The sequence below is a fragment of the Enterobacter sp. JMULE2 genome, assembly GCF_013337145.1.
In the GTDB taxonomy this organism is placed as follows: domain Bacteria; phylum Pseudomonadota; class Gammaproteobacteria; order Enterobacterales; family Enterobacteriaceae; genus Enterobacter; species Enterobacter mori.
This window is the reverse complement of record NZ_SGWD01000011.1, coordinates 87,809-109,770: the sequence shown is the minus strand read 5'-3', so window position 1 is coordinate 109,770 and position 21,962 is coordinate 87,809. Positions and strand designations below refer to the sequence as shown.

17 protein-coding genes are annotated in these 21,962 nt (G+C 55.9%); 9 read left to right on the top strand and 8 right to left on the bottom strand.

Features of this window, described 5'->3' with window-relative positions; genetic code table 11:
• Nucleotides 1-114: 114 nt before the first annotated feature.
• The 3 genes from EXW94_RS09070 (at nucleotide 115) to EXW94_RS09060 (ending at nucleotide 4,213) form a co-directional block, all read left to right on the top strand.
• Entirely contained in the window at nucleotides 115-957 is an 843-nt protein-coding gene (locus EXW94_RS09070; protein WP_108417662.1) for a 23S rRNA (adenine(2030)-N(6))-methyltransferase RlmJ, read from the top strand.
• A 71-nt stretch (nucleotides 958-1,028) separates the two neighbouring features.
• Complete coding sequence (gorA, locus tag EXW94_RS09065; RefSeq protein ID WP_174339989.1) at nucleotides 1,029-2,381, top strand: glutathione-disulfide reductase; 1,353 nt, start codon at nucleotides 1,029-1,031, stop codon at nucleotides 2,379-2,381.
• 182 nt (nucleotides 2,382-2,563) lie between these two features.
• Nucleotides 2,564-4,213 carry an alpha,alpha-trehalase gene (locus EXW94_RS09060; protein ID WP_174339988.1) on the top strand — a complete coding sequence of 550 codons (1,650 nt, stop codon included), beginning with the start codon at nucleotides 2,564-2,566 and terminating at the stop codon, nucleotides 4,211-4,213.
• 493 nt (nucleotides 4,214-4,706) lie between these two features.
• Here the strand turns inward: EXW94_RS09060 and EXW94_RS09055 are convergent, their stop codons facing one another.
• Nucleotides 4,707-6,296, bottom strand: a complete 1,590-nt coding sequence (locus EXW94_RS09055; RefSeq protein ID WP_174339987.1) for an STY4199 family HEPN domain-containing protein — start codon at nucleotides 6,294-6,296, stop codon at nucleotides 4,707-4,709.
• A 148-nt stretch (nucleotides 6,297-6,444) separates the two neighbouring features.
• Between EXW94_RS09055 and EXW94_RS09050 the strand changes: the two genes are divergently transcribed.
• Nucleotides 6,445-6,984 (top strand): GNAT family N-acetyltransferase, encoded by a 540-nt coding sequence (locus EXW94_RS09050; protein ID WP_174339986.1) that lies wholly within the window; start codon nucleotides 6,445-6,447, stop codon nucleotides 6,982-6,984.
• Between the two features lie 71 nt (nucleotides 6,985-7,055).
• Nucleotides 7,056-7,391: a lysozyme gene (locus tag EXW94_RS09045; protein WP_126816111.1), complete on the top strand. Its 336-nt coding sequence runs from the start codon at nucleotides 7,056-7,058 to the stop codon at nucleotides 7,389-7,391.
• Here the strand turns inward: EXW94_RS09045 and EXW94_RS09040 are convergent.
• Entirely contained in the window at nucleotides 7,370-7,972 is a 603-nt protein-coding gene (locus tag EXW94_RS09040) for a helix-turn-helix transcriptional regulator (RefSeq protein ID WP_174339985.1), read from the bottom strand. The genes EXW94_RS09045 and EXW94_RS09040 overlap by 22 nt on opposite strands.
• A gap of 173 nt (nucleotides 7,973-8,145) precedes the next feature.
• Entirely contained in the window at nucleotides 8,146-8,904 is a 759-nt protein-coding gene (locus EXW94_RS09035) for an SDR family NAD(P)-dependent oxidoreductase (RefSeq protein WP_174339984.1), read from the bottom strand.
• A gap of 119 nt (nucleotides 8,905-9,023) precedes the next feature.
• Between EXW94_RS09035 and EXW94_RS09030 the strand changes: the two genes are divergently transcribed.
• The 3 genes from EXW94_RS09030 (at nucleotide 9,024) to EXW94_RS09020 (ending at nucleotide 12,585) form a co-directional block, all read left to right on the top strand.
• Nucleotides 9,024-9,923, top strand: a complete 900-nt coding sequence (locus tag EXW94_RS09030; RefSeq protein WP_089598702.1) for a LysR family transcriptional regulator — start codon at nucleotides 9,024-9,026, stop codon at nucleotides 9,921-9,923.
• A 52-nt stretch (nucleotides 9,924-9,975) separates the two neighbouring features.
• Nucleotides 9,976-11,001, top strand: coding sequence for an inner membrane protein YhjD (gene yhjD, locus EXW94_RS09025; protein WP_089598703.1), 1,026 nt, complete (start codon nucleotides 9,976-9,978; stop codon nucleotides 10,999-11,001).
• A 261-nt stretch (nucleotides 11,002-11,262) separates the two neighbouring features.
• Nucleotides 11,263-12,585 (top strand): MFS transporter, encoded by a 1,323-nt coding sequence (locus EXW94_RS09020; protein ID WP_010426025.1) that lies wholly within the window; start codon nucleotides 11,263-11,265, stop codon nucleotides 12,583-12,585.
• 94 nt (nucleotides 12,586-12,679) lie between these two features.
• Here EXW94_RS09020 and EXW94_RS09015 read toward each other — a convergent pair whose 3' ends face one another.
• A complete protein-coding gene (locus EXW94_RS09015) occupies nucleotides 12,680-14,722 on the bottom strand; it encodes an AsmA family protein (RefSeq protein ID WP_174339983.1) in 2,043 nt (680 codons plus the stop codon).
• A gap of 65 nt (nucleotides 14,723-14,787) precedes the next feature.
• Nucleotides 14,788-15,561 carry a cyclic-guanylate-specific phosphodiesterase gene (gene pdeH, locus EXW94_RS09010; RefSeq protein ID WP_174339982.1) on the bottom strand — a complete coding sequence of 258 codons (774 nt, stop codon included), beginning with the start codon at nucleotides 15,559-15,561 and terminating at the stop codon, nucleotides 14,788-14,790.
• Nucleotides 15,562-15,791: 230 nt separating this feature from the next.
• Here pdeH and EXW94_RS09005 point away from each other — a divergent pair, with 230 nt between their 5' ends.
• The gene (locus tag EXW94_RS09005; protein ID WP_108417654.1) at nucleotides 15,792-16,721 is read left to right on the top strand and encodes a sugar kinase; all 930 of its coding nucleotides are present in this window, start codon (nucleotides 15,792-15,794) and stop codon (nucleotides 16,719-16,721) included.
• Between the two features lie 68 nt (nucleotides 16,722-16,789).
• Here the strand turns inward: EXW94_RS09005 and EXW94_RS09000 are convergent, their stop codons facing one another.
• From EXW94_RS09000 to hmsP, 3 genes are all read right to left on the bottom strand, one after another.
• The gene (locus EXW94_RS09000) at nucleotides 16,790-18,283 is read right to left on the bottom strand and encodes a pitrilysin family protein (protein ID WP_174339981.1); all 1,494 of its coding nucleotides are present in this window, start codon (nucleotides 18,281-18,283) and stop codon (nucleotides 16,790-16,792) included.
• Between the two features lie 224 nt (nucleotides 18,284-18,507).
• Nucleotides 18,508-19,794 carry a dicarboxylate/amino acid:cation symporter gene (locus EXW94_RS08995; RefSeq protein ID WP_010426035.1) on the bottom strand — a complete coding sequence of 429 codons (1,287 nt, stop codon included), beginning with the start codon at nucleotides 19,792-19,794 and terminating at the stop codon, nucleotides 18,508-18,510.
• Nucleotides 19,795-19,953: 159 nt separating this feature from the next.
• A complete protein-coding gene (gene hmsP, locus EXW94_RS08990) occupies nucleotides 19,954-21,960 on the bottom strand; it encodes a biofilm formation regulator HmsP (RefSeq protein ID WP_217436396.1) in 2,007 nt (668 codons plus the stop codon).
• Between the last annotated feature and the right edge of the window lie 2 nt (nucleotides 21,961-21,962).

Here is a 21,962-nt window from a genome sequence, read left to right as displayed (position 1 = left end):
TTGCGCTTTCGCGGCAGTGGGAACTTTTCTGTATACTGTGGCGATACGCTCTATTTTTGCCCGATGGCGCTGCGCTTATCGGGCCTACGTTTACAACCTGGAACACGTTCACCCATGCTCAGTTATCGCCACAGCTTCCACGCTGGCAACCACGCCGACGTCCTTAAACACACCGTTCAGAGCCTGATCATCGAAGCGCTCAAAGAGAAAGAGAAGCCGTTTCTCTATCTCGACACCCATGCGGGTGCGGGCCGTTATCAGCTGAGCGGCGAGCACGCCGAGCGTACCGGTGAATACCTTGAGGGCATCGCCCGCATCTGGCAGCAGGACGATCTGCCTGCCGAGCTGGAGCCGTACATCGGTGTGGTGAATCACTTCAACCGCAACGGCCAGCTGCGCTATTACCCGGGCTCCCCGCTGATTGCCCGCCAGCTGCTGCGCGAGCAGGACAGCATCCAGTTAACCGAGCTGCACCCAAGCGACTTCCCGCTGCTGCGTTCTGAATTCCAGAAAGATAATCGCGCCCGCGTGGAAAAAGCCGACGGCTACCAGCAGCTGAAAGCCAAGTTGCCGCCGGTTTCCCGTCGCGGCCTGGTGCTGATCGACCCGCCGTACGAAATCAAAACCGACTATCAGGCGGTGGTGACCGGCATCCACGAAGGCTACAAACGCTTTGCCACCGGGACATACGCCCTGTGGTATCCGGTGGTGCTGCGCGCGCAAATCAAGCGCATGATCAAAGACCTGGAAGCGACCGGCATCCGCAAAATCCTGCAGATTGAGCTGGCGGTACGCCCGGACAGCGATCAGCGCGGCATGACCGCCTCCGGGATGATTGTGATCAACCCGCCGTGGAAGCTCGAAGCGCAGATGAACAACGTGCTGCCGTGGCTGCACAAAACGCTGGTGCCAGCGGGTACGGGCCACGCCACCGTCAGTTGGATCGTACCGGAGTAATCGCAGCCATCGGTGGAAACTATTGATTTCAGGTATACAATCGCGGCAATTCACGATTAAGGACAAAAGCTATGACTAAGCATTATGACTACATCGCAATCGGCGGCGGCAGCGGCGGCATCGCCTCGATCAACCGTGCGGCCATGTACGGCCAGAAGTGTGCGCTGATTGAAGCCAAAGCGCTGGGCGGCACCTGCGTGAACGTGGGTTGTGTACCGAAAAAAGTGATGTGGCATGCGGCGCAAATCCGTGAAGCTATCCATATGTACGGTCCGGACTACGGCTTTGACACTACCATCAATAACTTCGACTGGGACAAGCTGATCGCCAGCCGTACCGCCTACATCGACCGCATTCACACCTCGTACGACAACGTGCTGGGCAAAAATAACGTCGACGTGATCCGCGGTTTCGCCCGCTTTGTGGACGCGAAAACGATCGAAGTGAACAGTGAGACGATCACTGCCGATCACATCCTGATCGCCACCGGCGGCCGTCCGAGCCACCCGAACATCCCGGGCGTGGAATACGGCATCGACTCCGACGGTTTCTTCGAGCTGCCAGCCCTGCCAAAACGCGTTGCCGTTGTTGGCGCGGGTTACATCGCGGTGGAACTGGCCGGGGTGATTAACGGCCTGGGCGCTGAGGCGCACCTGTTCGTGCGTAAACACGCGCCGCTGCGCAGCTTTGACCCGCTGATTGTCGATACCCTGGTCGAAGTGATGAACACCGAAGGCCCGACCCTGCACACTAATGCCGTACCAAAAGCGGTGGTGAAAAATGCGGACGGCAGCCTGACCCTGGAGCTGGAAGATGGCCGCAGCCAGACCGTCGACTGCCTGATCTGGGCGATCGGTCGTGAACCGGCGAACGATAACTTCAACCTGGCTGTAACGGGCGTGAAAACCAACGATAAAGGTTACATCGTCGTTGATAAGTTCCAGAACACCAGCGTGCCTGGCATTTACGCGGTCGGCGATAACACCGGAGCCGTTGAGCTTACGCCGGTTGCCGTTGCGGCGGGCCGTCGTCTCTCCGAGCGCCTGTTTAACAACAAGCCAGACGAGCATCTGGATTACAACCTTATCCCAACCGTGGTCTTCAGCCACCCGCCAATCGGCACCGTCGGCTTAACCGAGCCGCAGGCACGCGAGCAGTACGGCGACGACCAGGTAAAAGTGTATAAATCGGCGTTTACCGCGATGTACACCGCCGTCACCTCTCACCGTCAGCCGTGCCGCATGAAGCTGGTGTGTGTAGGCCCGGAAGAGAAGATTGTCGGTATCCACGGCATCGGCTTCGGCATGGACGAGATCCTGCAGGGCTTTGCGGTGGCGCTGAAGATGGGCGCAACGAAGAAAGATTTCGATAACACCGTGGCGATCCACCCGACGGCGGCGGAAGAGTTTGTGACCATGCGTTAATCCTGATGCCCCTCTCCTGAGGGGCATTTTTTTAACATTCATTAATCGTTGCAAAACGAATGCTCCGAAAAGAGTGATCTACCGCACATATCCCTACCCTTCTACCGAAGCGAGTGTCTACGCTTATAGGACGCCCGGAAAAACCTGTCTTTAAGAACACACAACCGGAGGTCCTTATCACCATGTTCAACCAGAAGATACAGGCTACCGAGAACATCGAATTTGGGATTGAAGAAGAGCTGCGCTACGAGACCGATCCCTGCGAGTTGAAACTGGATGAGATGATTGAGGCGGAGCCGGAACCGGAAATGATCGAGGGGCTGCCGGCCTCCGACGCCCTGACGCCTGCCGACCGCTACCTTGAACTCTTCGAACACGTGCAGTCATCAAGGCTGTTTGCGGACAGCAAAACCTTCCCCGACTGCGCCCCGAAGATGGACCCGCTGGATATCCTGATCCGCTACCGCAAAGTGCGTCGCCATCGTGATTTTGACCTGGCACGCTTTGTGGAGAACCACTTCTGGATGCCGGAAACCTACGGGACGGAATACGTTTCCGACCCCGGTCTTTCCCTGAAAGAGCACATTGATAACCTGTGGCCCGTGCTGACGCGCGAACCGCAGGATCATATTCCCTGGTCGTCCCTGCTGGCGCTGCCGCAGGCGTATATCGTCCCCGGCGGGCGATTCAGCGAGACGTACTACTGGGATTCGTACTTCTCCATGCTGGGGCTGGCGGAGAGTGGCCGTAACGATCTGCTGAAATGTATGGCGGACAACTTTGCGTGGCTGATTGAACGCTACGGCCATATCCCGAACGGTAACCGTACCTACTATCTCAGCCGCTCCCAGCCGCCCGTATTTGCCCTGATGGTGGAGCTGTTTGAGGAGGACGGGGTGCGCGGCGCGAAGCGTTATCTTGAACACCTGAAGATGGAGCACGCCTTCTGGATGGACGGGGCCGAGTCGCTGCTGCTTAACCAGGCCTACCGCAGTGCGGTGCGTATGCCGGATGGCTCACTGCTTAACCGTTACTGGGATGACCGCGACACGCCGCGCGACGAATCGTGGATCGAGGACGTGGAGACGGCGCGCCACTCTGGCCGTCCGCCGAATGAGGTTTACCGCGATTTACGCGCCGGGGCGGCGTCTGGCTGGGATTACTCCTCCCGCTGGCTGCGCGAGCCGGGCAGGCTTGCCAGCATTCGCACCACCCAGTTTATCCCTATCGATTTGAACGCCTTCCTGTTCAAGCTGGAAAGCGCGATCGCCAATATCTCGGCATCGAAAGGAGATAAAGAGACGGCCGACCTGTTCCGCCAGAAAGCCAGCGATCGCCGCGCGGCGGTTAACCGCTATTTATGGGATGAAGAGAACGGCTGTTATCGGGATTATGACTGGCGACGTGAAGTCATGTCCCTCTTCTCCGCGGCGAGCATCGTGCCGCTGTATGTCGGGATGGCGACTCATGAGCAGGCTGAACGCGTGTCTGATGCGGTGAAAGCGCGGCTGCTGACGCCGGGCGGAATTCTGGCGACCGAGTACGAAACCGGCGAGCAGTGGGATAAACCCAACGGCTGGGCACCGCTGCAGTGGATGGCGATTCAGGGGTTCAAGCAGTATGGCAACGACTCGCTGGGCGACGAGATCGCCTGGAGCTGGCTGCACACGGTGAACCACTTCTACAAGACGCACCACAAGCTAATTGAGAAGTACCACATCGCCAGCAGCACGCCGCGTGAAGGTGGGGGTGGGGAGTACCCGCTTCAGGACGGCTTCGGCTGGACGAACGGCGTAGTGCGGCGGCTGATTGGGCTGTATGGGGAGCCTTAAGCGGGGTGCGGTTAGGTGCCCTCACCCCGGCCCTCTCCCTGTGGGCTGAGGGTTCCCCAAAAAATAATGCCTGCACGAACGACCCCCTCTCCCTTGAGGGAGAGGGCTGGGGTGAGGGGGAACATACGACTCTGGCGGTCATTCCGTTCACTTTATGTTCCTTGCTACTCTGTAACGACATGACCGGTGAACGTGCCAGGGTGGCTCAGTCGCCACCACCCTGGCGACCCGGGCTCCCGGCGGTAAATCGCCGCTTCGCGGTCCCCTCGGCTTATTCCTTCCGGCTTATCGGGGACGGGCGGAGGTAACATCCCTGTAAAGCCCGCCCTCTCGGCGCATCCCTGCGCCTCGCCCCGGCCTGCAGGAAACGCCTCAGCGATTTACAGCCGGACCAGAGCATCGCTGAAAGCCTTCAATCGTTCTGAAACAACTTTATTGCTTCTGTTTAAACATTACTGAGCATTCCTCAGCCCTGCGGGAGAGGGAGACACAATCAGCGAATCACCTCATAAATGGCGGTCTGAATAGACTGCCATTTTTTCGTTTCAGAGCCCGGCTGTGCCTGCGCACGGCGCTTCGCCATATCCGCGTCGTGCTGCTGGCGCTTCACAACAGCGGGTACGGTGCAAAACGCTTTTAAATAGTCTTTACGCGTTGACGTCAGAGACTCACCGTTCGCCATCGCGTGGCTGAGCGTGTTGATAAAACGACGGCACGGCTTCTCTTCCACCATGTTTTGCCGATAACGCAGCATCAGTTCCAGCACGTCGTCATGGTCTGATGACATCGCCTCTTCCGTCCAGGAGAGCTTCCAGTCCATGCCACCCTGCAAGAAAAGCAGCGCCACGCGAGTGTCATTGCGGTTGATGGCTGAACGGAAATTATTCTCGTCCCAGGTAACGCCCATGCGCGTCAGCGTCTCACGCGAGGAAGGCGTTTCACGCATCTCCTCTACTGGAGACGTGGCTGCGGCACTCGCCGCGACGTGCTGCTGTTTGCCGCTGGTCACAAGCCAGACGCCCCCGGCAATAATCGCGATAACCATGACGCCAACCGCGCCCCACAGCACGCCGGAAATGAGCTGCTCGCGCTGTTCAGGCGTTCGCGGCGCGCGCTGGGTGGGCTTTTCAATGCTGTCACGCACCTCGAACAGATCGCCGCCCGTGACCCGGTCCATTTTCTGCGCCTTTTCCCAGTATGCATGCAGTTCGCTGGCATCCACGGCCAGTAATCCCGCCGGATTGACGCGCGTTCTTCCCTCTTCAAACGCGCGCTGAACGGGTCGGGTGACTTGCGTATAGTAGCGATCGAGAAGCAGGATTTGCGCGGAACTTAATGCCCGCTGCACGGTAATACTGTTGCGGATTTGTCGGATGTCATCAAGGAAGGTTTGCAGGGTGATGCGCGGCTCCACCAGCAGCGTCAGCATGGCGGGATCGCTAAACAGTGACGCGTAGTAACGGCTAAATTCTTTTTTATCCACCAGCAGCTGCGCCAGCTCGCTGAACATCATGCCGCTCAACACATCGTTAATGTCGCCCAGCTTCAGCCAGCGACGAACGCGATCGGCATTAAACAGGGTCTTGAGATGGTTATTGAGCCGCACCTGATCGGGCCACGCCTGCTGGATCAGCCCCTTCATCATCAATTCGATAGCACGCACCTGCTTAAGCGCCTGCTGCTGTTGGATTTCGCTGTCGTGCGCCAGCTCGGTGTTGTAAGTCAAAAGAGGCTGTTGGAGACGAAGATGCTCCAGAGTCGTCACAAACCGCATCGCCGCAATCAGCTGGTTTTCAGTGACATCCTGCCCGCTTTCATACTGAGGCACGCGCTGCTGCAGCAGGCGCAGCTGTAGCGTAAATGTCGACATTTCAGCGTCGTTCAGGTTGAGTTGCTTCGCAACAGCAGTCCATCCCCCCAGACCTAAGCGGGCACTGTCCAGCTGTTCCAGAAACCAGCGTGGATCTTTTCCTTCAGAAGCATGTACATTCAGCAGGAGCAGAATTTCGACTGACGCCTGACGAATAACCGCAAGACAGTGTTCAAACTGTTCGCGAATGGGGTGTGATGTGCTGAGAGTCATTGTATTCCTTCAGAGACAATGAAAACGCCTGGGCCAGGCATGAAACAGCCTTTTTTTCTTTTATTTATACGACGTTAAACATACCTGACTTTCTGTTGAAATAAAGTGACAACCTTATAATCATTTAAAATGTTTCAGGAGAATCTGAATGCCCGTATTAACGACCGCGCGTCTCACCTGTTCACCGCTGCACGAGGAGGACTGGCCATTTTTTCTCGCGCTACAGCACGATCCCAACGTGATGCGCTTTGTGGCGGAAAACCGCCCTCTGGCAGAAATCCGCGCCGCGTTCGATTCTCGTCTCGTCCCATGGTCGCCGGGCAGCGCGCACTGGCTTTGCCTCACCGTGCGTGATACGGCCTCGCAGGCTCCGCTGGGCGTCACGGGTTACATTCATCGGGAAGAAGATTGTGCCGAAGTCGGATTCCTTTTCGCACCTGCGGCACACGGGAAAGGTTACGGCTTCGAATCGCTGCGGGCGCTTTGCGATTATGCCTTTCTTCAGGGCGGTATTCGTCGGCTTACCGCCACCGTCACGGCGGGAAATATCGCGTCAAAGCGTGTACTGGAAAAAACAGGTTTTCAACTTGAAGGCGAACTGCGCGAGAATTATTACCTTGGCGGTCAATGGCAAAATGACTGGCTATTTGGCTTATTGAAGCATGAATATCTGAATAATAATCCCTGAGCAATAGCCATTTGGCGGATATTTCTCCCGCGTCGTTTCCTCTACAGTGTTGCCATTAAGAGGAAACGAATATGCCAGGTTCTACGCTAAAGATATCGTCTGCTGCGATTGCGTTAATTAAAAAAAATCAGGGGCTTTCCCTGGAGAAATATCGTGACATAAACGGAATATGGGTTATCGGATATGGTCACGTCATCCACCCGCGGGAAGATTTTCGCCGTCTTATCACCCCCATCGAGGCAGAATATTTACTCCACGGCGATTTGCAATTATGCGAGGCGCTGCTGCGGAAAAATGTGACGTTCCCCTTAACCCAACAGCAGCATGACGCACTGATATTAATGATATTCAGCTTCGGTGAGACACCCCTGGCGAAAGCGCTGCTTCAGGCCGTTGAGCGGGTGTAGTACATGGCCGCCTGCGTTCTGTTTTTGACATCCAGCCGACGGAAAAGCGCTTCCAGATGTGCTTTTACCGTTGCCGCGCTGATATTCAGGCTGCGGCTAATTTCCTTATTTGACTCCCCGGCAGCCAGGCGTTTCAACACTTCACGCTGACGCTCGCTTAGCATTAATAATGCCTCCTGCGAAGCCTGCTGCCTGAGCCACTCCCCGGGAAAACAGATCATCCCTCTGGACACGGAATCCAGCACGGCGGCGAATCGCTCCGGGTTCGCATTGCGGGGAATAATCGCCATCACGTTTCGCTGCTTCACCTGTTCGATCCATCGGCTCTCTTTTTTCGCCAGAACCATCACCACACGGAGTGCCGGGAAGCGATGTATGATTTCCTCCAGGAAAGCGATGCCCTCTTTCTGAATTAAATTCCCGTCAATCATCACGATAGCGGCGGGTGACGCGGACAACTGCGCCCATAATTCATCAGCCTGACTGGTCCCCGTCATATCTATTTCCGGAATTAACTTTTGCAGACTCTGTATCGCTCCATGAATAAATATCGACTGCCTGTCAAACATGATTACTCGCATCGTTTTTCTCCCTCTGAGAATAGCGAGGGGGGATTCTACAGAGGCATTATTTGAGAAAAAACTCAATGAATGGAGAGGTTACAAATCCACCCGTTTTCTTTATATCTACCCGTATCTGGACACATTTGTCTTAAGAATTTCCTTAAGAGGTTCCCTCCCCTTAAGCGTGCGGCTTAGAGGAACATACCGCCTGACACTTCAATACGTTGCGCGTTCATCCAGCCCAGTTTGTCGCTAAGCAGGGCGGCAATGGCATCGCCAATGTCGTCCGGAAGGCCCACGCGACCCAGCGCCGTCTGCGACGCCAGCAGTTGATTAAGCTCGGCGTTGTCACGCACGCGTCCGCCGCCAAAGTCGGTTTCAATCGCGCCGGGGGCAATAATGTTGACGGCGATCCCGCGCGCGCCCAGCTCTTTCGCCTGATAACGGGTCAGGACTTCCATCGCCCCTTTCATCGCCGCATAGGTACCCGAGCCCGGCTGGGTGAAACGGGCCAGACCACTGGAGACGTTCAGAATGCGCCCACCATCCTTTATCAGAGGCAGCAGGGTCTGAGTCAGGAAGAAAGGTCCTTTAAAGTGGATGTTCATTGCGTCATCAAACTGAGCTTCCGTCGTCTCGGTATAGGGTGCATATAAACCCGTGCCCGCGTTGTTTAATAAATAATCAAAGGTGTCACGTTGCCAGACCGTCTTCAGGCTTTCCTGCACTTTTTTAGCAAAGTCACCGAAAGTGGAGATTTCGCCGACGTTAAGCTGTAATGCCACCGCCTTAACCCCTTTTTGCTCAATTTCACGCACGACGTTCTGCGCTTCCCGCTCGCTGCTGTTATAGGTCAGGATGATCCCCGTCCCTTCTGCCGCCAGCTTCAAAACCGCGTTTTTACCCAGGCCACGGCTACCACCGGTCACTAATGCAATACGTTCACTCATGAGAAACCTCGTTTCGGCTGTTATGGAGATTGAGAAAGAGCTTATTAGGTGATAGAAAATCAATAAAGACAGTGGATAACGCTTCACTGTTTCATTAAGAACAACAATGAGCGCCGCCTATGGATAAAATTCACGCAATGCAATTGTTCATCCGTGTCGCAGAACTGGAGAGTTTTTCCCGCGCGGCGGAGACGCTGAGCCTGCCAAAGGGCAGCGTTTCGCGGCAAATCCAGGCGCTGGAAAACCAGCTGGGCACCCAGCTATTGCACCGTACCACCCGTCGCGTCAGCCTGACGCAGGATGGGATGGTCTATTACGAACGCACAAAAGATCTGCTGGCAAACCTCGACGAACTGGACAGCATGTTCCTTCATGACCCTTCCAGCATCAGCGGGCGGTTGCGTGTCGATATGCCCGTTGGCGTTGCGCGAAATTTAGTCATCCCCAAACTGCCCGCCTTTCTGCAACAGTATCCCGGCATCGAACTGGAACTCAGCAGCAGCGACCGTCTGGTGGACGTGATTCGCGAGGGGTTTGACTGCGTGGTGCGCGTGGGCACGCTGAAGGATTCAGGGCTGATAGCCCGACCGCTGGGCAAGCTGTCCGTCATCAACTGCGCCAGTCCGGCGTATCTGACGCGCTTCGGCTATCCTGAGACGCTGGAGGATCTGGCTTCACATGCGGTGATCCACTATGCCGCCACGCTGGGCACACGCCCGCAGGGCTTCGAGTTTTATAACGGCAGCACGACGCAGTGGGTCAAGACGGGCGGTGTATTAACGGTCAACAGCACGGAGACCTACCAGGCTGCCTGCCTTGCGGGGTTAGGCATTATTCAGGTTCCGCGGGTTGGGGTACGTGATTTACTGCGCGCGAAGAAACTGGTTGAGATCCTCCCGCAGTACCGGGCGGAACCGATGCCCGTTTCGCTGATTTATCCTCACCGCCGTAACCTCTCCCGCCGGGTACATCTGTTTATGGAGTGGCTAACTGAACTCACGAAAGCTTACGTGGACTAGTCGCAAGCTATAATTTAAAAACACATCCAGCTCAACGAAAAGGAAAATGCGCGTGACGCCGGAAAACAATCCGCAACGACCGACTCAACATTTAGAGTATGAACCCATCAAAAAGATGGAAACCGAGCCTGAAGCGCCCGCAACGCCTGGGACAGCCAGCAAAGCGCTGGGTACGGTTACCAGCATGGCAGAAAAGATCCAACAGCTTCCCATGATTGCGCACCTGATACGCGCCACGGAACGGTTTAACGACCGCATGGGGAATCAGTTTGGGGCGGCCATTACTTACTTTTCTTTCTTATCGATGATCCCGATCCTGATGGTGTCGTTTGCTGCCGCCGGTTTTGTGCTGGCGTCACACCCGACGCTGCTGCAGGACATTTTCAATAAGATCCTGATTAACGTCAGCGACCCAACGCTCGCCTCCACGCTGAAAAGCACCATCAATACCGCCGTACAGCAGCGTACTACCGTTGGTATCGTCGGTTTACTGATTGCCCTCTATTCCGGCATTAACTGGATGGGCAACCTGCGTGAAGCCATTCGCGCCCAGTCGCGCGACGTGTGGGAGCGCACGCCGCAGGATCAGGAGAAGATTTGGGTTAAGTATTTTCGTGATTTTGTCTCGCTGATTGGTCTGCTCGTGGCGCTGATCGTGACGCTTTCCATCACTTCCGTTGCAGGTTCGGCGCAGCAGATGATCATCTCCGCGCTCTATCTTGATTACATCGAATGGCTGAAGCCCGCATGGCGCGGGATTGGCCTGGCCATCTCCATTTTTGCCAACTACCTGCTGTTCTTCTGGATCTTCTGGCGCCTGCCGCGCCATCGTCCGCGTAAGAAAGCGCTCATTCGCGGGACGCTCATTGCGGCGATTGGCTTTGAGGTGATCAAAATCGTAATGACCTACACCCTGCCGTCGCTGGTGAAATCCCCGTCCGGCGCGGCGTTTGGCTCCGTACTGGGGCTGATGGCGTTCTTCTACTTCTTCGCTCGCCTGACGTTGTTCTGTGCGGCGTGGATCGCCACTGCCGAGTATAAAGATGACCCGCGCATGCCGGGAAAAACCCACCGCTAAGCCCCCTGTCGGGCTGATATTTCAGCCCGACCAATCATTTCAGCATATAAATCCAGACCGTAACTTTTATTTAACCAAAAACCAGTTTTAATCACTAATATTTGAAAAGTGTGAAGCATTTCATGGAAGGTATTTCGCTGGTCTGAAAATTATCCGCTTTTTGTTGCTTTTATCACCGCCTCGCGACTTTGTTACAGATTGAAATGTCGCTTTTGCTATGCGTAATATGGCCTTTCGTTCGTCCAAAAATAAGAAAATATTATGCAAGCAACAGCCACAACACTTAACGAAGGGGCGGAAAACGTTCCGGTCAACTCGCGTAACAAAGTTGTCGTCGCATCGCTGATTGGCACCGCCATTGAGTTCTTCGACTTTTATATTTATGCCACCGCAGCGGTTATCGTCTTCCCGCATATTTTCTTCCCGCAGGGCGACCCGACGGCGGCAACGCTACAGTCTCTGGCAACCTTTGCTATCGCCTTCGTGGCGCGTCCAATTGGTTCAGCGGTCTTTGGTCACTTTGGCGATCGCGTTGGCCGCAAAGTGACGCTTGTGGCGTCGCTGCTGACGATGGGGATCTCCACCGTGGCCATCGGTCTGCTGCCAACCTATGAAACCATCGGCATTCTGGCACCGGTTCTGCTGGCGCTGGCGCGTTTTGGTCAGGGTCTGGGCCTGGGCGGTGAATGGGGTGGCGCGGCGCTGCTGGCCACCGAGAACGCCCCGGCGCGCAAGCGTGCGCTGTATGGCTCATTTCCACAACTGGGCGCACCGATTGGCTTCTTCTTCGCGAACGGCACCTTCCTGCTGCTCTCCTGGCTGCTGACGGATGAACAGTTCATGAGCTGGGGCTGGCGTATTCCGTTTGTCTTCTCTGCCGTACTGGTGCTGATTGGTCTGTATGTGCGCGTCTCTCTGCACGAAACGCCGGTCTTTGCCAAAGTCGCGGCAGCGAAAAAACAGGTAAAAGTGCCGCTGGGAACGCTGCTGACCAAACACGTCCGCGTGACCGTGCTGGGCACCTTTATCATGCTGGCGACGTATACGCTGTTCTACATCATGACCGTCTACTCAATGACGTACAGCACCGCCGCCGCGCCGGTGGGTCTGGGTCTGCCGCGTAACGAAGTGCTGTGGATGCTGATGATGGCGGTGATTGGCTTTGGCGTGATGGTGCCGATTGCGGGTCTGCTGGCGGATAAGTTTGGTCGCCGCTCAAGCATGATTGTGATCACCACGCTGATTATTCTGTTCGCGCTGTTCGTCTTCCCGCCGCTGTTGGGTTCCGGTAGCCCTGCACTGGTGATGGCGTATCTGCTGATTGGCCTGAGCCTGATGGGCCTGACCTTCGGCCCGATGGGTGCGCTACTGCCGGAGCTGTTCCCGACGGAAGTGCGTTATACAGGCGCGTCGTTCTCCTACAACGTTGCCTCTATTCTGGGCGCCTCCGTTGCGCCGTATATCGCTACCTGGCTGCAGGCGAACTATGGTCTGTTCTACGTGGGCGTCTATCTGGCGGCCATGGCAGCACTGACGCTGATTGCGCTGCTGCTGACGCACGAGACTAAGCATCAGGCTCTGTAAGCTAATGCCGGGTGGCGGCTATGCCTTACCCGGCCTACGATTCAAATGTAGGCCGGGTAAGCGCAGCGCCACCCGGCAATACACAGACCGCACCTTACTTCTTCATCTGCGCCAAAATGTTCCGGCACTGATTGGCATCCCCTTCTGACGGCGAAATCAGCGCCAGCAGCGCCGCAGCGGGCGTCACCAGCGTGGCAAGCGCTGCCGCTACCGCACCGCGCGCAATCAGCGGCCCGGGCTTCACGCCCGCCTGCGGATTTTTGAAGGTGCCGCGCACGTAGAGCGGCGAGCGCAGGGTGATGATACGTATCCCCTTACTTTCCGGGTCAATGGTGAGATCAAGTTGCTCAGAGGCCATACTGGCCGTCCCGGTCACGTTGATCACCGCATTCTCCGTATCGAAGGCGAAGATCTGCGGGCGCGCCACGCCGTTGACCAGATCCACGTTTGCCGCCGCACAGTTCACGCGGACTTCATCGTCGCCGAAAATCTGGCCGATGATAAAGTTACCGACGTTAAGCCCCAGAATTTCCATCAGGTTGCGGCTGATCAGCCCGTCGTTCATCAGCAGTTTCAGGTTACCATTACCGCTGCCCAGCAGCGCCGCCACGGAGTTGCCCACGCCGCGAATGTCGGCATCGCCGTTCATCTCACCGAGGGTTTTCTGCATCAGTTCGACGTCCGGCATCAGCTCTTTTAGCTTAAGCCTGCGCGCCTGAATCTCTGCCCGTCCCTGCATCGGCTTTTTGTCGCCTTCCAGATGAATGTTCGAGGAAATCGTCCCGCCCGCCATGCCAAACTTCAGCGGCTGCAGACGCAGATCGGCGTTTTTCAGGATGATATGCGTCGAGAGATCGCTCAACGGCAGCGTGCTGCCATGCTCAATTTTGCGCCCTTTGAAGCGGACGTCCGCATCCATCACGTCCCACTTATCGGTCTCAAAGCGATCGTAAGGCAGCACTTTTCCTGCAGGCTGGATGTCCTTTTTCACCTCTTTTGATTTGGTGCCTTTGCCGGAATCCACGCCAATCAGCGGGCCGAGATCGGCCAGACGCAGCTGACGGGACTCGACGTCACCTTCCAGTTTCGGACGCGGTTTGCCGGTGGTGTAGGTCAGCGAGCCGTGAATATCGCTGTCGCCAATGCGGCCGTTGAAATCCCTGTAGTCAAAGACCGACGATTTCTCGGTGTCGATTTTTGCCACCAGATGCCCGTCCGTTTCAAACGGTGGGGTATCCGGCAGCAGCACGCCGGTCAGTTCATACAGCTCACCCAGCGAATCACCAGCAAACTTCAGCTGCAGGTCAACACCGCCCATGTTCATCGGGTCGTTAACCGTACCCACGAACGCCACGCGGGTGTTGCCGGAACGGAAATCCGCCTGCACCGGGAACGGTGTGCCCTCGCCCCTGAGTGCCAGCATGCCGCCAATTTTCCCTTTCCCGGTCAGCGGCTGGTCGTTATAGCGCCCTTTTGCCGTCAGACCGAAAACGTAATCGCCCGCTTTTGCGCTGTCACCTTTGGCCTTGCTGCCCGTGACTTCGCTAAACGGCAGTGGCTTGCCGAGCGGATCGACCAGGATCTCCACGTCTGCTTTGCTGACCTTATCGTCAATGGCGATCCTCCCGCGATCGAAAAGAATGTTATCGAGGCGGAATGACCACGAAGAGGGCTGCGCATTGGGATCTTTCTCGCCGTCGCTGGCAAGGTTAAACGTCCAGTTGTTGTTCTTTTCAGAAAGGCGGATCAGGCGTGCGTCGGGCTGCTGGAGTTTTATCCACGGCAGGTAAACCGTTTTGGTCAGCAGCGCGAGCGGTGCCAGCGTGGCTTCAACGCGCGGCAGGTGAACCATTGTCACGTCAGGGATGTCCGGCGGGTTGCCAAGAATAATGTCATCGGCGTGAACGTGCGGCCAGGGCACCCAGCTTCGCCAGCCGGTCTCCTCTTTCTGCCGTTCCCATACCACACCCAGATCGCCGCGTATGGCAAAGGGTCGGTTCAGCTCAGTTGAGACTTTCTGGTTGATGGTCGGCTTAAGACGGTTCCAGTCGAATGTCGCAATAATGATGATGGTGACCGCGATCAACAACAAGAAAATCCCTGAGATCCAGGCGATAACCCTGGTTGTCTTTGTCATTTTTGTCCCCTTTCCTGATGACCTGTCCTGTAAAACTATAGTCCAGACAAAGGGAAGCGGGCAGTTCAGAGCGTTGTTATCACCGTTTCGAGCGTATCCATCGGCACCGGACGAGAGAGGAAGTAGCCCTGCGCAGCGGCGGCAGGAGAGTTTTGCACATCACGCCACTCTTCCAGCGTTTCAACGCCTTCAACAATCACGCCCTGGCAATAGCGATTCATCAGCTGCAGCAGCAGCGTGAACAGGTTTCGACCTTCCTGCGTCTGGCGCAGCATGATAAAGAGGTCGCGGGCCACTTTGATGTAGTCGTAACGCACTTCGCTAAGGGCCGAGAAGTTCGCCATGCCGGTGCCGAAGTCATCCAGCCACAGCGGGCCAAACTCGCACATGGAGGCAAATGAGGAGTCCTGCGGCAGGCGGACATGCTCCACCAGTTCAAAACGCACCCAGGGCAGGGAGGCAATCAGCGCCTGCAATTTCTCGTTCTGGCGCAATGCCAGCAGAGTTGGACCGTCTACATTGACCGACGCAAGGATATCGTGCCGGGCGAAAAATGCCTGCTTCGTTGCCAGCATCCGGAGTTGTTCTTCCAGCACGTCCAGTCGCTGGCGAACCGCCACCTCCGCAAAATAGCGGTCAGGCGCAATGCGCTGTGAAGGATTCGATGGGTGTGTAACGACCGTTAAAATCTCAATCGCCATCAGCCGACCATCGGTGCGATAGATGGGTTGATAGGTGTACGCTCGATCACATTGCAGCCAGTAGCGATGCTCCTGCAAGTTCTCAATACTTGCCTCTGGCGTAGTGTTCAGCCGCTGGATAACCTGCTCTGACTTCATTTCAGATGTCCTGTTGTATGGGATGACCTTTTTGGACTCGTCACTGGGTTATCGGCGCGCTAATTGAGAACTTTATGTTCAATTAGCCGGGAAAATGAAATTAAGATGACAGAAATTTGCAGGAACACGCGCTGGCTCAAAAAAAATATTGGAACGTCGTTTTAATATGGTTGACCACAAAATTCACTCAACGCACACTACCGTAAATTACTCTGTTCAGGTTCACGACTATGTCCAAAAAAATTGCCGTGATTGGCGAATGCATGATTGAGCTGTCCCAAAAAGGCGAGGAAGTCAGCCGCGGTTTTGGTGGCGATACATTAAACACATCTGTTTATATTGCCCGTCAGGTTGCTCCTGACGCACTGAGCGTGAACTACGTTACTGCGCTTGGGACGGACAGCTTCAGCGAGCAGATGCTGGCGTCCTGGCAGAGCGAGAATGTTCACACCACCCTTATCCAGCGTATGGAAAACCGCCTGCCGGGTCTGTACTACATCGAAACTGACAGCACCGGCGAGCGCACCTTCTACTACTGGCGTAACGAAGCCGCCGCCAAATTCTGGCTGGAAAGCGATGCCGCCGCCGCCATTTGCGAAGAGCTGGCCACCTTTGACTACCTCTATCTGAGCGGGATCAGCCTGGCGATCCTGAGCCCGGAAAGCCGGGAAAAGCTGCTGTCTCTGCTGCGCGAATGCCGCGCCAACGGCGGCAAGGTGATCTTCGATAATAACTATCGCCCTCGCCTGTGGGCCAGCCGCGAAGAGACGCAGCAGGTTTATCAGCAAATGCTGGAATGCACCGACATCGCATTCCTGACCCTGGATGATGAAGACGCCCTGTGGGGTGAGAAGCCCGTGGATGAGGTTATCTCACGCACTCAGGCTGCTGGTGTGAGCGAAGTGGTGGTTAAACGCGGTGCGGATTCATGCCTGGTGGCCATCGCGGGCGAAGCGGTGGTTGAGGTACCTGCGGTGAAATTGGCGAAAGAGAAAGTGATTGATACGACGGCGGCGGGAGATTCTTTCAGCGCGGGGTATCTGGCGGTACGCCTGACGGGTGGGACACCTGAAGCGGCGGCACAGCGTGGTCACCTAACGGCGAGTACCGTGATTCAGTATCGCGGGGCGATTATTCCACGTGAGGCAATGCCTGTTTAAATAAGGTGCGGGCTGATGCCCTCACCCTAACCCTCTCCCACAGGGAGAGGGAACCAAGAACCGGGGTCTTACTGACCCTGCGGAATATCGCTCGCATCCTGGTGCAAATCATCCGCCGATGCAGCCTGTGCAGGCTGCGCTTCAGGCGCCATGATCGCATCCCAGGTCGCTTTCAGTTCCTTCATGTCATATTCCGGCTCGCCTTGCGGCTGCAGCAGAATCAACGCCATATCCTGCGATAGCTGCTGACGCAAATCCTGATTTAACATCTCTACGGTCAGACCGCTGAGGAAATCCTGGCGTAGCTTTTGATACTGCTCCGGCGCGATATCGACCACCTGGTTTTGCAGGGAGCGAATACGCTGGCTAATCAGGATATCGGTATCGGCGCGAGCATAGGTGGCAAACAGTTTCTGCAGCTCAAGTGATTTCTGCGCGACCAGCGCGTTGAACTCCTCTTCAGAGAGCCCCTCTTTACGCACTTTTGCCAGCTCTTTCGCCACCACGCCCAAGTTCGTATTCAGCTTATCGCCCGGCGATTCAACGTTAATGGCGCACTGCGCACGCTGGAACAACACCCGGCAGTCAAAGCCCAGACCAATATTCTTCACGTTGTTTTTACTGAGCGTTTGCTGAACGTGCCAGAACAGCGCTTCACGCGCCAGGTCTGCACGCCAGTAGCGCAGCAGCGCGGCGGATTCGCGAATAGGCTGCCAGGCGGTGTCCCACATCATAGAGAGACGATCCTGACGCACGGTGTCCGTCATGATGCTGACAGATTCAGGACGCAGCGGCGAAAGGGTCGGTACGGGCGCAGGCGTTTCACGCTTGCCTTTAAGCTCACCAAATACTTTGTTGATTTGCTCGACGACCGCACGGCTATCCACATTGCCGACCACGATCAGGGTCATCGCATCCGGGGTGTACCATTTCTGGTAGAACGATTTGACCTGCTCGGCATCCACAGGCTGCTTCAGCGGCTCTGCCGGATCATGACCGAGCAGCGTTGACCCTTTCAGGCGGTAGCGCCACCAGCCCTCTTTGGTATCGACAGGCCAGGTCGCCACCATGTCACTGTTACTCAGCGCATAGTTGACGGTTTCCGGCGTCACCGACAGGTTACCGGTGGCGTCGGAGAGATAGGTCAGCGCCTCTTTCAGCAGGTCGTTACGGTTATTTGGCAGACTCAGGTTGAACATGGTGTAGTCGTATGACACAACCGCAGGGGGCAGAGGACGTTTCGGGTCGATGGCCTGTTGCCAGAGCGAACGCACCTGTACCGCCTGCAAACTGCCGCTCTGGGTGAGCGCCAGTCGAGGAATAAAGTGGCTGAAGCCAGTCTGCTGGGTGCTTTCAGTGAGGGAACCGGTATTCACTGACAAACGAATTTCAATACGATCGCTGGGACGCTGCGGAGTCGCTAACAACTGCCACTGAAAACCATTCGCCAGGGTCCCTTGTTGCCAGGCCGGGTCTGGCTGGAGCGCATCTGCCTGCACATAACTGGCTGCTGCCATCATCAGCAAACCGCCGGTTAAGAGTCGAATTTTTGTGCCCTGCATGTGAACCCCTGATCAACATTCCTGGTTAAAAAGAGTGTCTCGCGACGTGAGCACTCTAAAGATGACGATGAAAACACTCCGATTAGACCGCGTGTTAAGCCAAACGTCACGGAGGGAAGTGAAATATACCCAAAAAAAATCTTGTCGAAGTATGACAGGTATGAAGCATTATTATGCGCAGGAGCCCGCATCCCGACAAGGGAATGCGGGCAATTATGACGTGATTAAGAGGATAAACCTGCTGATTTGCTGTCAGTTGGGCGATTATTTAACGTATCGGTGAGCTTTTTGTGATCCAGCTCTTTCACCCATTTCGCCACCACCACCGTAGCCACACCGTTACCCACCAGGTTGGTTAAGGCGCGCGCTTCAGACATAAAGCGGTCAATACCCAGGATCAGCGCCAGGCCAGCCACCGGCAGGTGTCCCACCGCTGAAATGGTCGCCGCCAGCACAATGAACCCACTTCCGGTAACACCCGCCGCCCCTTTCGAGGAGAGCAGGAGCACCACCAGCAGGGTGATTTGATGGAAGATATCCATATGGCTGTTGGTCGCCTGGGCGATAAACACCGCGGCCATCGTCAGGTATATCGAGGTGCCGTCCAGGTTAAAGGAGTAGCCCGTCGGGATCACCAGCCCCACCACCGACTTCCGGCAGCCCAGTTTTTCCATCTTATCGAGCATACGCGGCAGCGCCGACTCAGAGGACGAGGTGCCCAGAACAATCAGTAACTCTTCGCGGATGTAGCGGATGAACTTGAAGATGCTGAACCCCGCCGCACGAGCGATTGAGCCCAGCACCACCACTACAAACAGAATACAGGTGATGTAGAAGCAGATAATCAGCTGACCCAGCTGTACCAGCGTGCCGACGCCGTATTTACCGATGGTAAACGCCATCGCGCCGAAGGCACCGATCGGGGCCAGACGCATGATCATGTTGATGATGCCGAAGATGACCTGCGAGAAGCTTTCAATGACGTTGAAGATGAGCTGGCCTTTGCTGCCCAGACGGTGCAGGGCAAAGCCAAACATCACGGCAAACAGCAGCACCTGCAGGATATTGCCACTGGCGAATGCGCCGATAACGCTGCTCGGAATCACGTCGAGCAGGAAGGCGACAACCCCCTGATCTTTCGCTTGCTCGGCGTAAACGGCTACCGCCTTCGCATCGAGCGTGGCCGGGTCAACGTTCATACCCGCCCCAGGCTGAACGACGTTAACAATGATCAGGCCGATAATCAGGGCAAGCGTACTGACCACTTCGAAATAGAGAAGCGCTACTGCGCCGGTACGTCCGACCGCCTTCATGCTTTCCATGCCAGCGATACCCGTTACCACCGTACAGAAGATGACCGGGGCAATGACCATTTTGATGAGCTTCACGAATGCGTCGCCAAGCGGCTTCATTTGTGCGCCCAGTTCAGGGTAGTAGTGACCAAGCAGAATACCGACTGCGATGGCTGTCAGGACCTGAAAGTAAAGGCTTTTGAAGATTGAGGTTTTCATAGGGTGTCCTTGGGAAGAAAAACCACAGGCTTTTTAAGGTTATGGTTAACCTGCGGCTCTAAAATAACACCCGCATAACAGGACAGAAATAAACCAGGTTCAAATTTGAAACACAAATGTTAAGAACTTTGAGCTGGCTCGCACAAGCCAGCAACAAAATTACACTTTTGCGTTATTGCCCACGTCGGCAAGGTAGCTTTTTTCGAAGATATCCGACGGCACGGCCCGACCAAATAAGAAGCCCTGGCCGCCCTCCACACCCGCTTTAGCCAGCCAGTCGCGCTGGTCTTCATTTTCGATACCTTCAGCAATCACATGCAGGTTGAGACTGCGCGCCATCTGGATAATGGCCTCGACCATACTGCTGTCTTCCGGTAGTCCATCGACAAAGGTTTTGTCGATTTTCAGCACGTCGACCGGCAGCGTTTTCATATGCTGAAGCTGCCGCAGTCCGGCGTAGCCCATACCGAAATCGTCCAGCGCGATGCGAACACCCGCGTTACGCAGCGGTTTCAGGATCGCCACGGCTTCGTTCGGGTCGTCAATACGACGGCTCTCCGTCACTTCCAGAATCAGCGTGTCCGGCTGGATGCGATAGCGGTGGATCAGCTCCAGCAGCTCCGACACCATGGTCGGGTGCATCAGCTGTAAAGCGGAGAGGTTTACCGACAGCGGCAGGGTGATGCCCCGCTCCTGCCAGGCCGCAAGCTGGCGGCAGGACTCTTCCAGCACCCAGTACCCCACGCTGACCATCAGGCCACAGGATTCAATCCGGTCAATCAGCCCCTCAGGCAGCTCCCACGAGCCATCCGGCTGCTGCATACGCAGCAACGCTTCGGCACTGTTCACTTCACCTGTGAGTAAATTGACCTGCGGCTGCAGCCAGATGGCAAACTGGCGGTTGTCCAGCGCGGTCAGTATGTCGCTCTCTTCGGTCAGACGCTGCTGCGCCTTTTCCATCTGCTCCGGGTCGAAGAACTGGATCTGATTCTTCCCTTTGCGTCGCGCGGTGAAGGCCGCCGAGAATGCGCGACGGTAAAGCTGCTCTGCCGTCAGGTCGCCGTAGAACATCGCAATCCCGATACTGGCGCTCGGACGAAGCTGGATCCCCTGAATCGGTAACCGCTCATTAATGACAGTGAGCACTTGCTGACCTAGCGTAATAGCGTGCCATGGCTCTTTCACCCCATGCGCGATGATCACCAGGTCATAGCCGCTAACCTGAGTCAGCACCATGCGCGGGGCAAGCACCGATTTCACCTTTTCCACCAGCGTCAGGAGCAGCATTTCACGCTGGCTCTCCTTGAGCACGCCCGCCGTATCCTGCAAGGTTTCGCAGGCGACCACCATCAGCGCGGTGGTCTGTTGGCGGGCAACCGTCTGCTCCAGCATCGCCATCAGGAAGACTTTATTTGGCAGATCTGACACCGGGAAACGGGTGGCACTGATATTGAGTTCATCCTGCTGGCGCATAATGCGCTGTTGATTGATGTTGTAGCTGCGCACCAGCATGCCGATTTCATCGTCATGATGCAGACGCGGCAGCGCAATCTGGTGGCCTATCTGCTCCTGCGGCGGGAGGTCGTTCAGCTCTCTGGCGATGCGGCGCAACGGATGCACAATCAAACGGTTAATACACCAGGTGAGCGCGACGCTCAAAATAAGCGTCAAAAGTAAGTAAGCAGTCACTAACGTCGCAACCCAACTCATGACAAACTTATACATGCGATAGGAGTCTGACTGAAGGACAAGGTAGGCTAACGGCTGAGGGTTGGCCGGACGTTCCAGTGAATAGATGGGCAGGGAAATTTGCACCGGTAGCTCAAACATGCGCATGACCATGACCGGGACGGGGCGTTCAGGAATGAAGCGCATCCGTAACGCCTGAAACTGATTAGGCAGAACGACATCCGCGCGGCTGACAATACCCGCAGGCTGGATGCGTTTTAAAATGGTTTCCGCGTCGGGAATGTCCCCTTTCAGGATCGCGGCCGACAGCGGCTCACGCACCTCACGGGCAATACTTTCGAGTTGCGAAGCCGTGTTGTAGCGATTCTGCTGTACGGCATGAAACAGCAAAATAACGCTGAAGAGAAAGACAAACAGCATTGTGACGGCTGAAACCATCGCCATCTGTTTGATCGTTAAAGAACGGCTAACACGCAAAA

Coding starts and splice junctions, on each gene's coding strand:
- EXW94_RS09070 (WP_108417662.1), top strand. CDS start 115: ATGCTCAGTTATCGCCACAGCTTCCACGCTGGCAACCACGCCGACGTC.
- gorA (WP_174339989.1), top strand. CDS start 1,029: ATGACTAAGCATTATGACTACATCGCAATCGGCGGCGGCAGCGGCGGC.
- EXW94_RS09060 (WP_174339988.1), top strand. CDS start 2,564: ATGTTCAACCAGAAGATACAGGCTACCGAGAACATCGAATTTGGGATT.
- EXW94_RS09055 (WP_174339987.1), bottom strand. CDS start 6,296: ATGACTCTCAGCACATCACACCCCATTCGCGAACAGTTTGAACACTGT.
- EXW94_RS09050 (WP_174339986.1), top strand. CDS start 6,445: ATGCCCGTATTAACGACCGCGCGTCTCACCTGTTCACCGCTGCACGAG.
- EXW94_RS09045 (WP_126816111.1), top strand. CDS start 7,056: ATGCCAGGTTCTACGCTAAAGATATCGTCTGCTGCGATTGCGTTAATT.
- EXW94_RS09040 (WP_174339985.1), bottom strand. CDS start 7,972: ATGCGAGTAATCATGTTTGACAGGCAGTCGATATTTATTCATGGAGCG.
- EXW94_RS09035 (WP_174339984.1), bottom strand. CDS start 8,904: ATGAGTGAACGTATTGCATTAGTGACCGGTGGTAGCCGTGGCCTGGGT.
- EXW94_RS09030 (WP_089598702.1), top strand. CDS start 9,024: ATGGATAAAATTCACGCAATGCAATTGTTCATCCGTGTCGCAGAACTG.
- EXW94_RS09020 (WP_010426025.1), top strand. CDS start 11,263: ATGCAAGCAACAGCCACAACACTTAACGAAGGGGCGGAAAACGTTCCG.
- EXW94_RS09015 (WP_174339983.1), bottom strand. CDS start 14,722: ATGACAAAGACAACCAGGGTTATCGCCTGGATCTCAGGGATTTTCTTG.
- pdeH (WP_174339982.1), bottom strand. CDS start 15,561: ATGAAGTCAGAGCAGGTTATCCAGCGGCTGAACACTACGCCAGAGGCA.
- EXW94_RS09005 (WP_108417654.1), top strand. CDS start 15,792: ATGTCCAAAAAAATTGCCGTGATTGGCGAATGCATGATTGAGCTGTCC.
- EXW94_RS09000 (WP_174339981.1), bottom strand. CDS start 18,283: ATGCAGGGCACAAAAATTCGACTCTTAACCGGCGGTTTGCTGATGATG.
- EXW94_RS08995 (WP_010426035.1), bottom strand. CDS start 19,794: ATGAAAACCTCAATCTTCAAAAGCCTTTACTTTCAGGTCCTGACAGCC.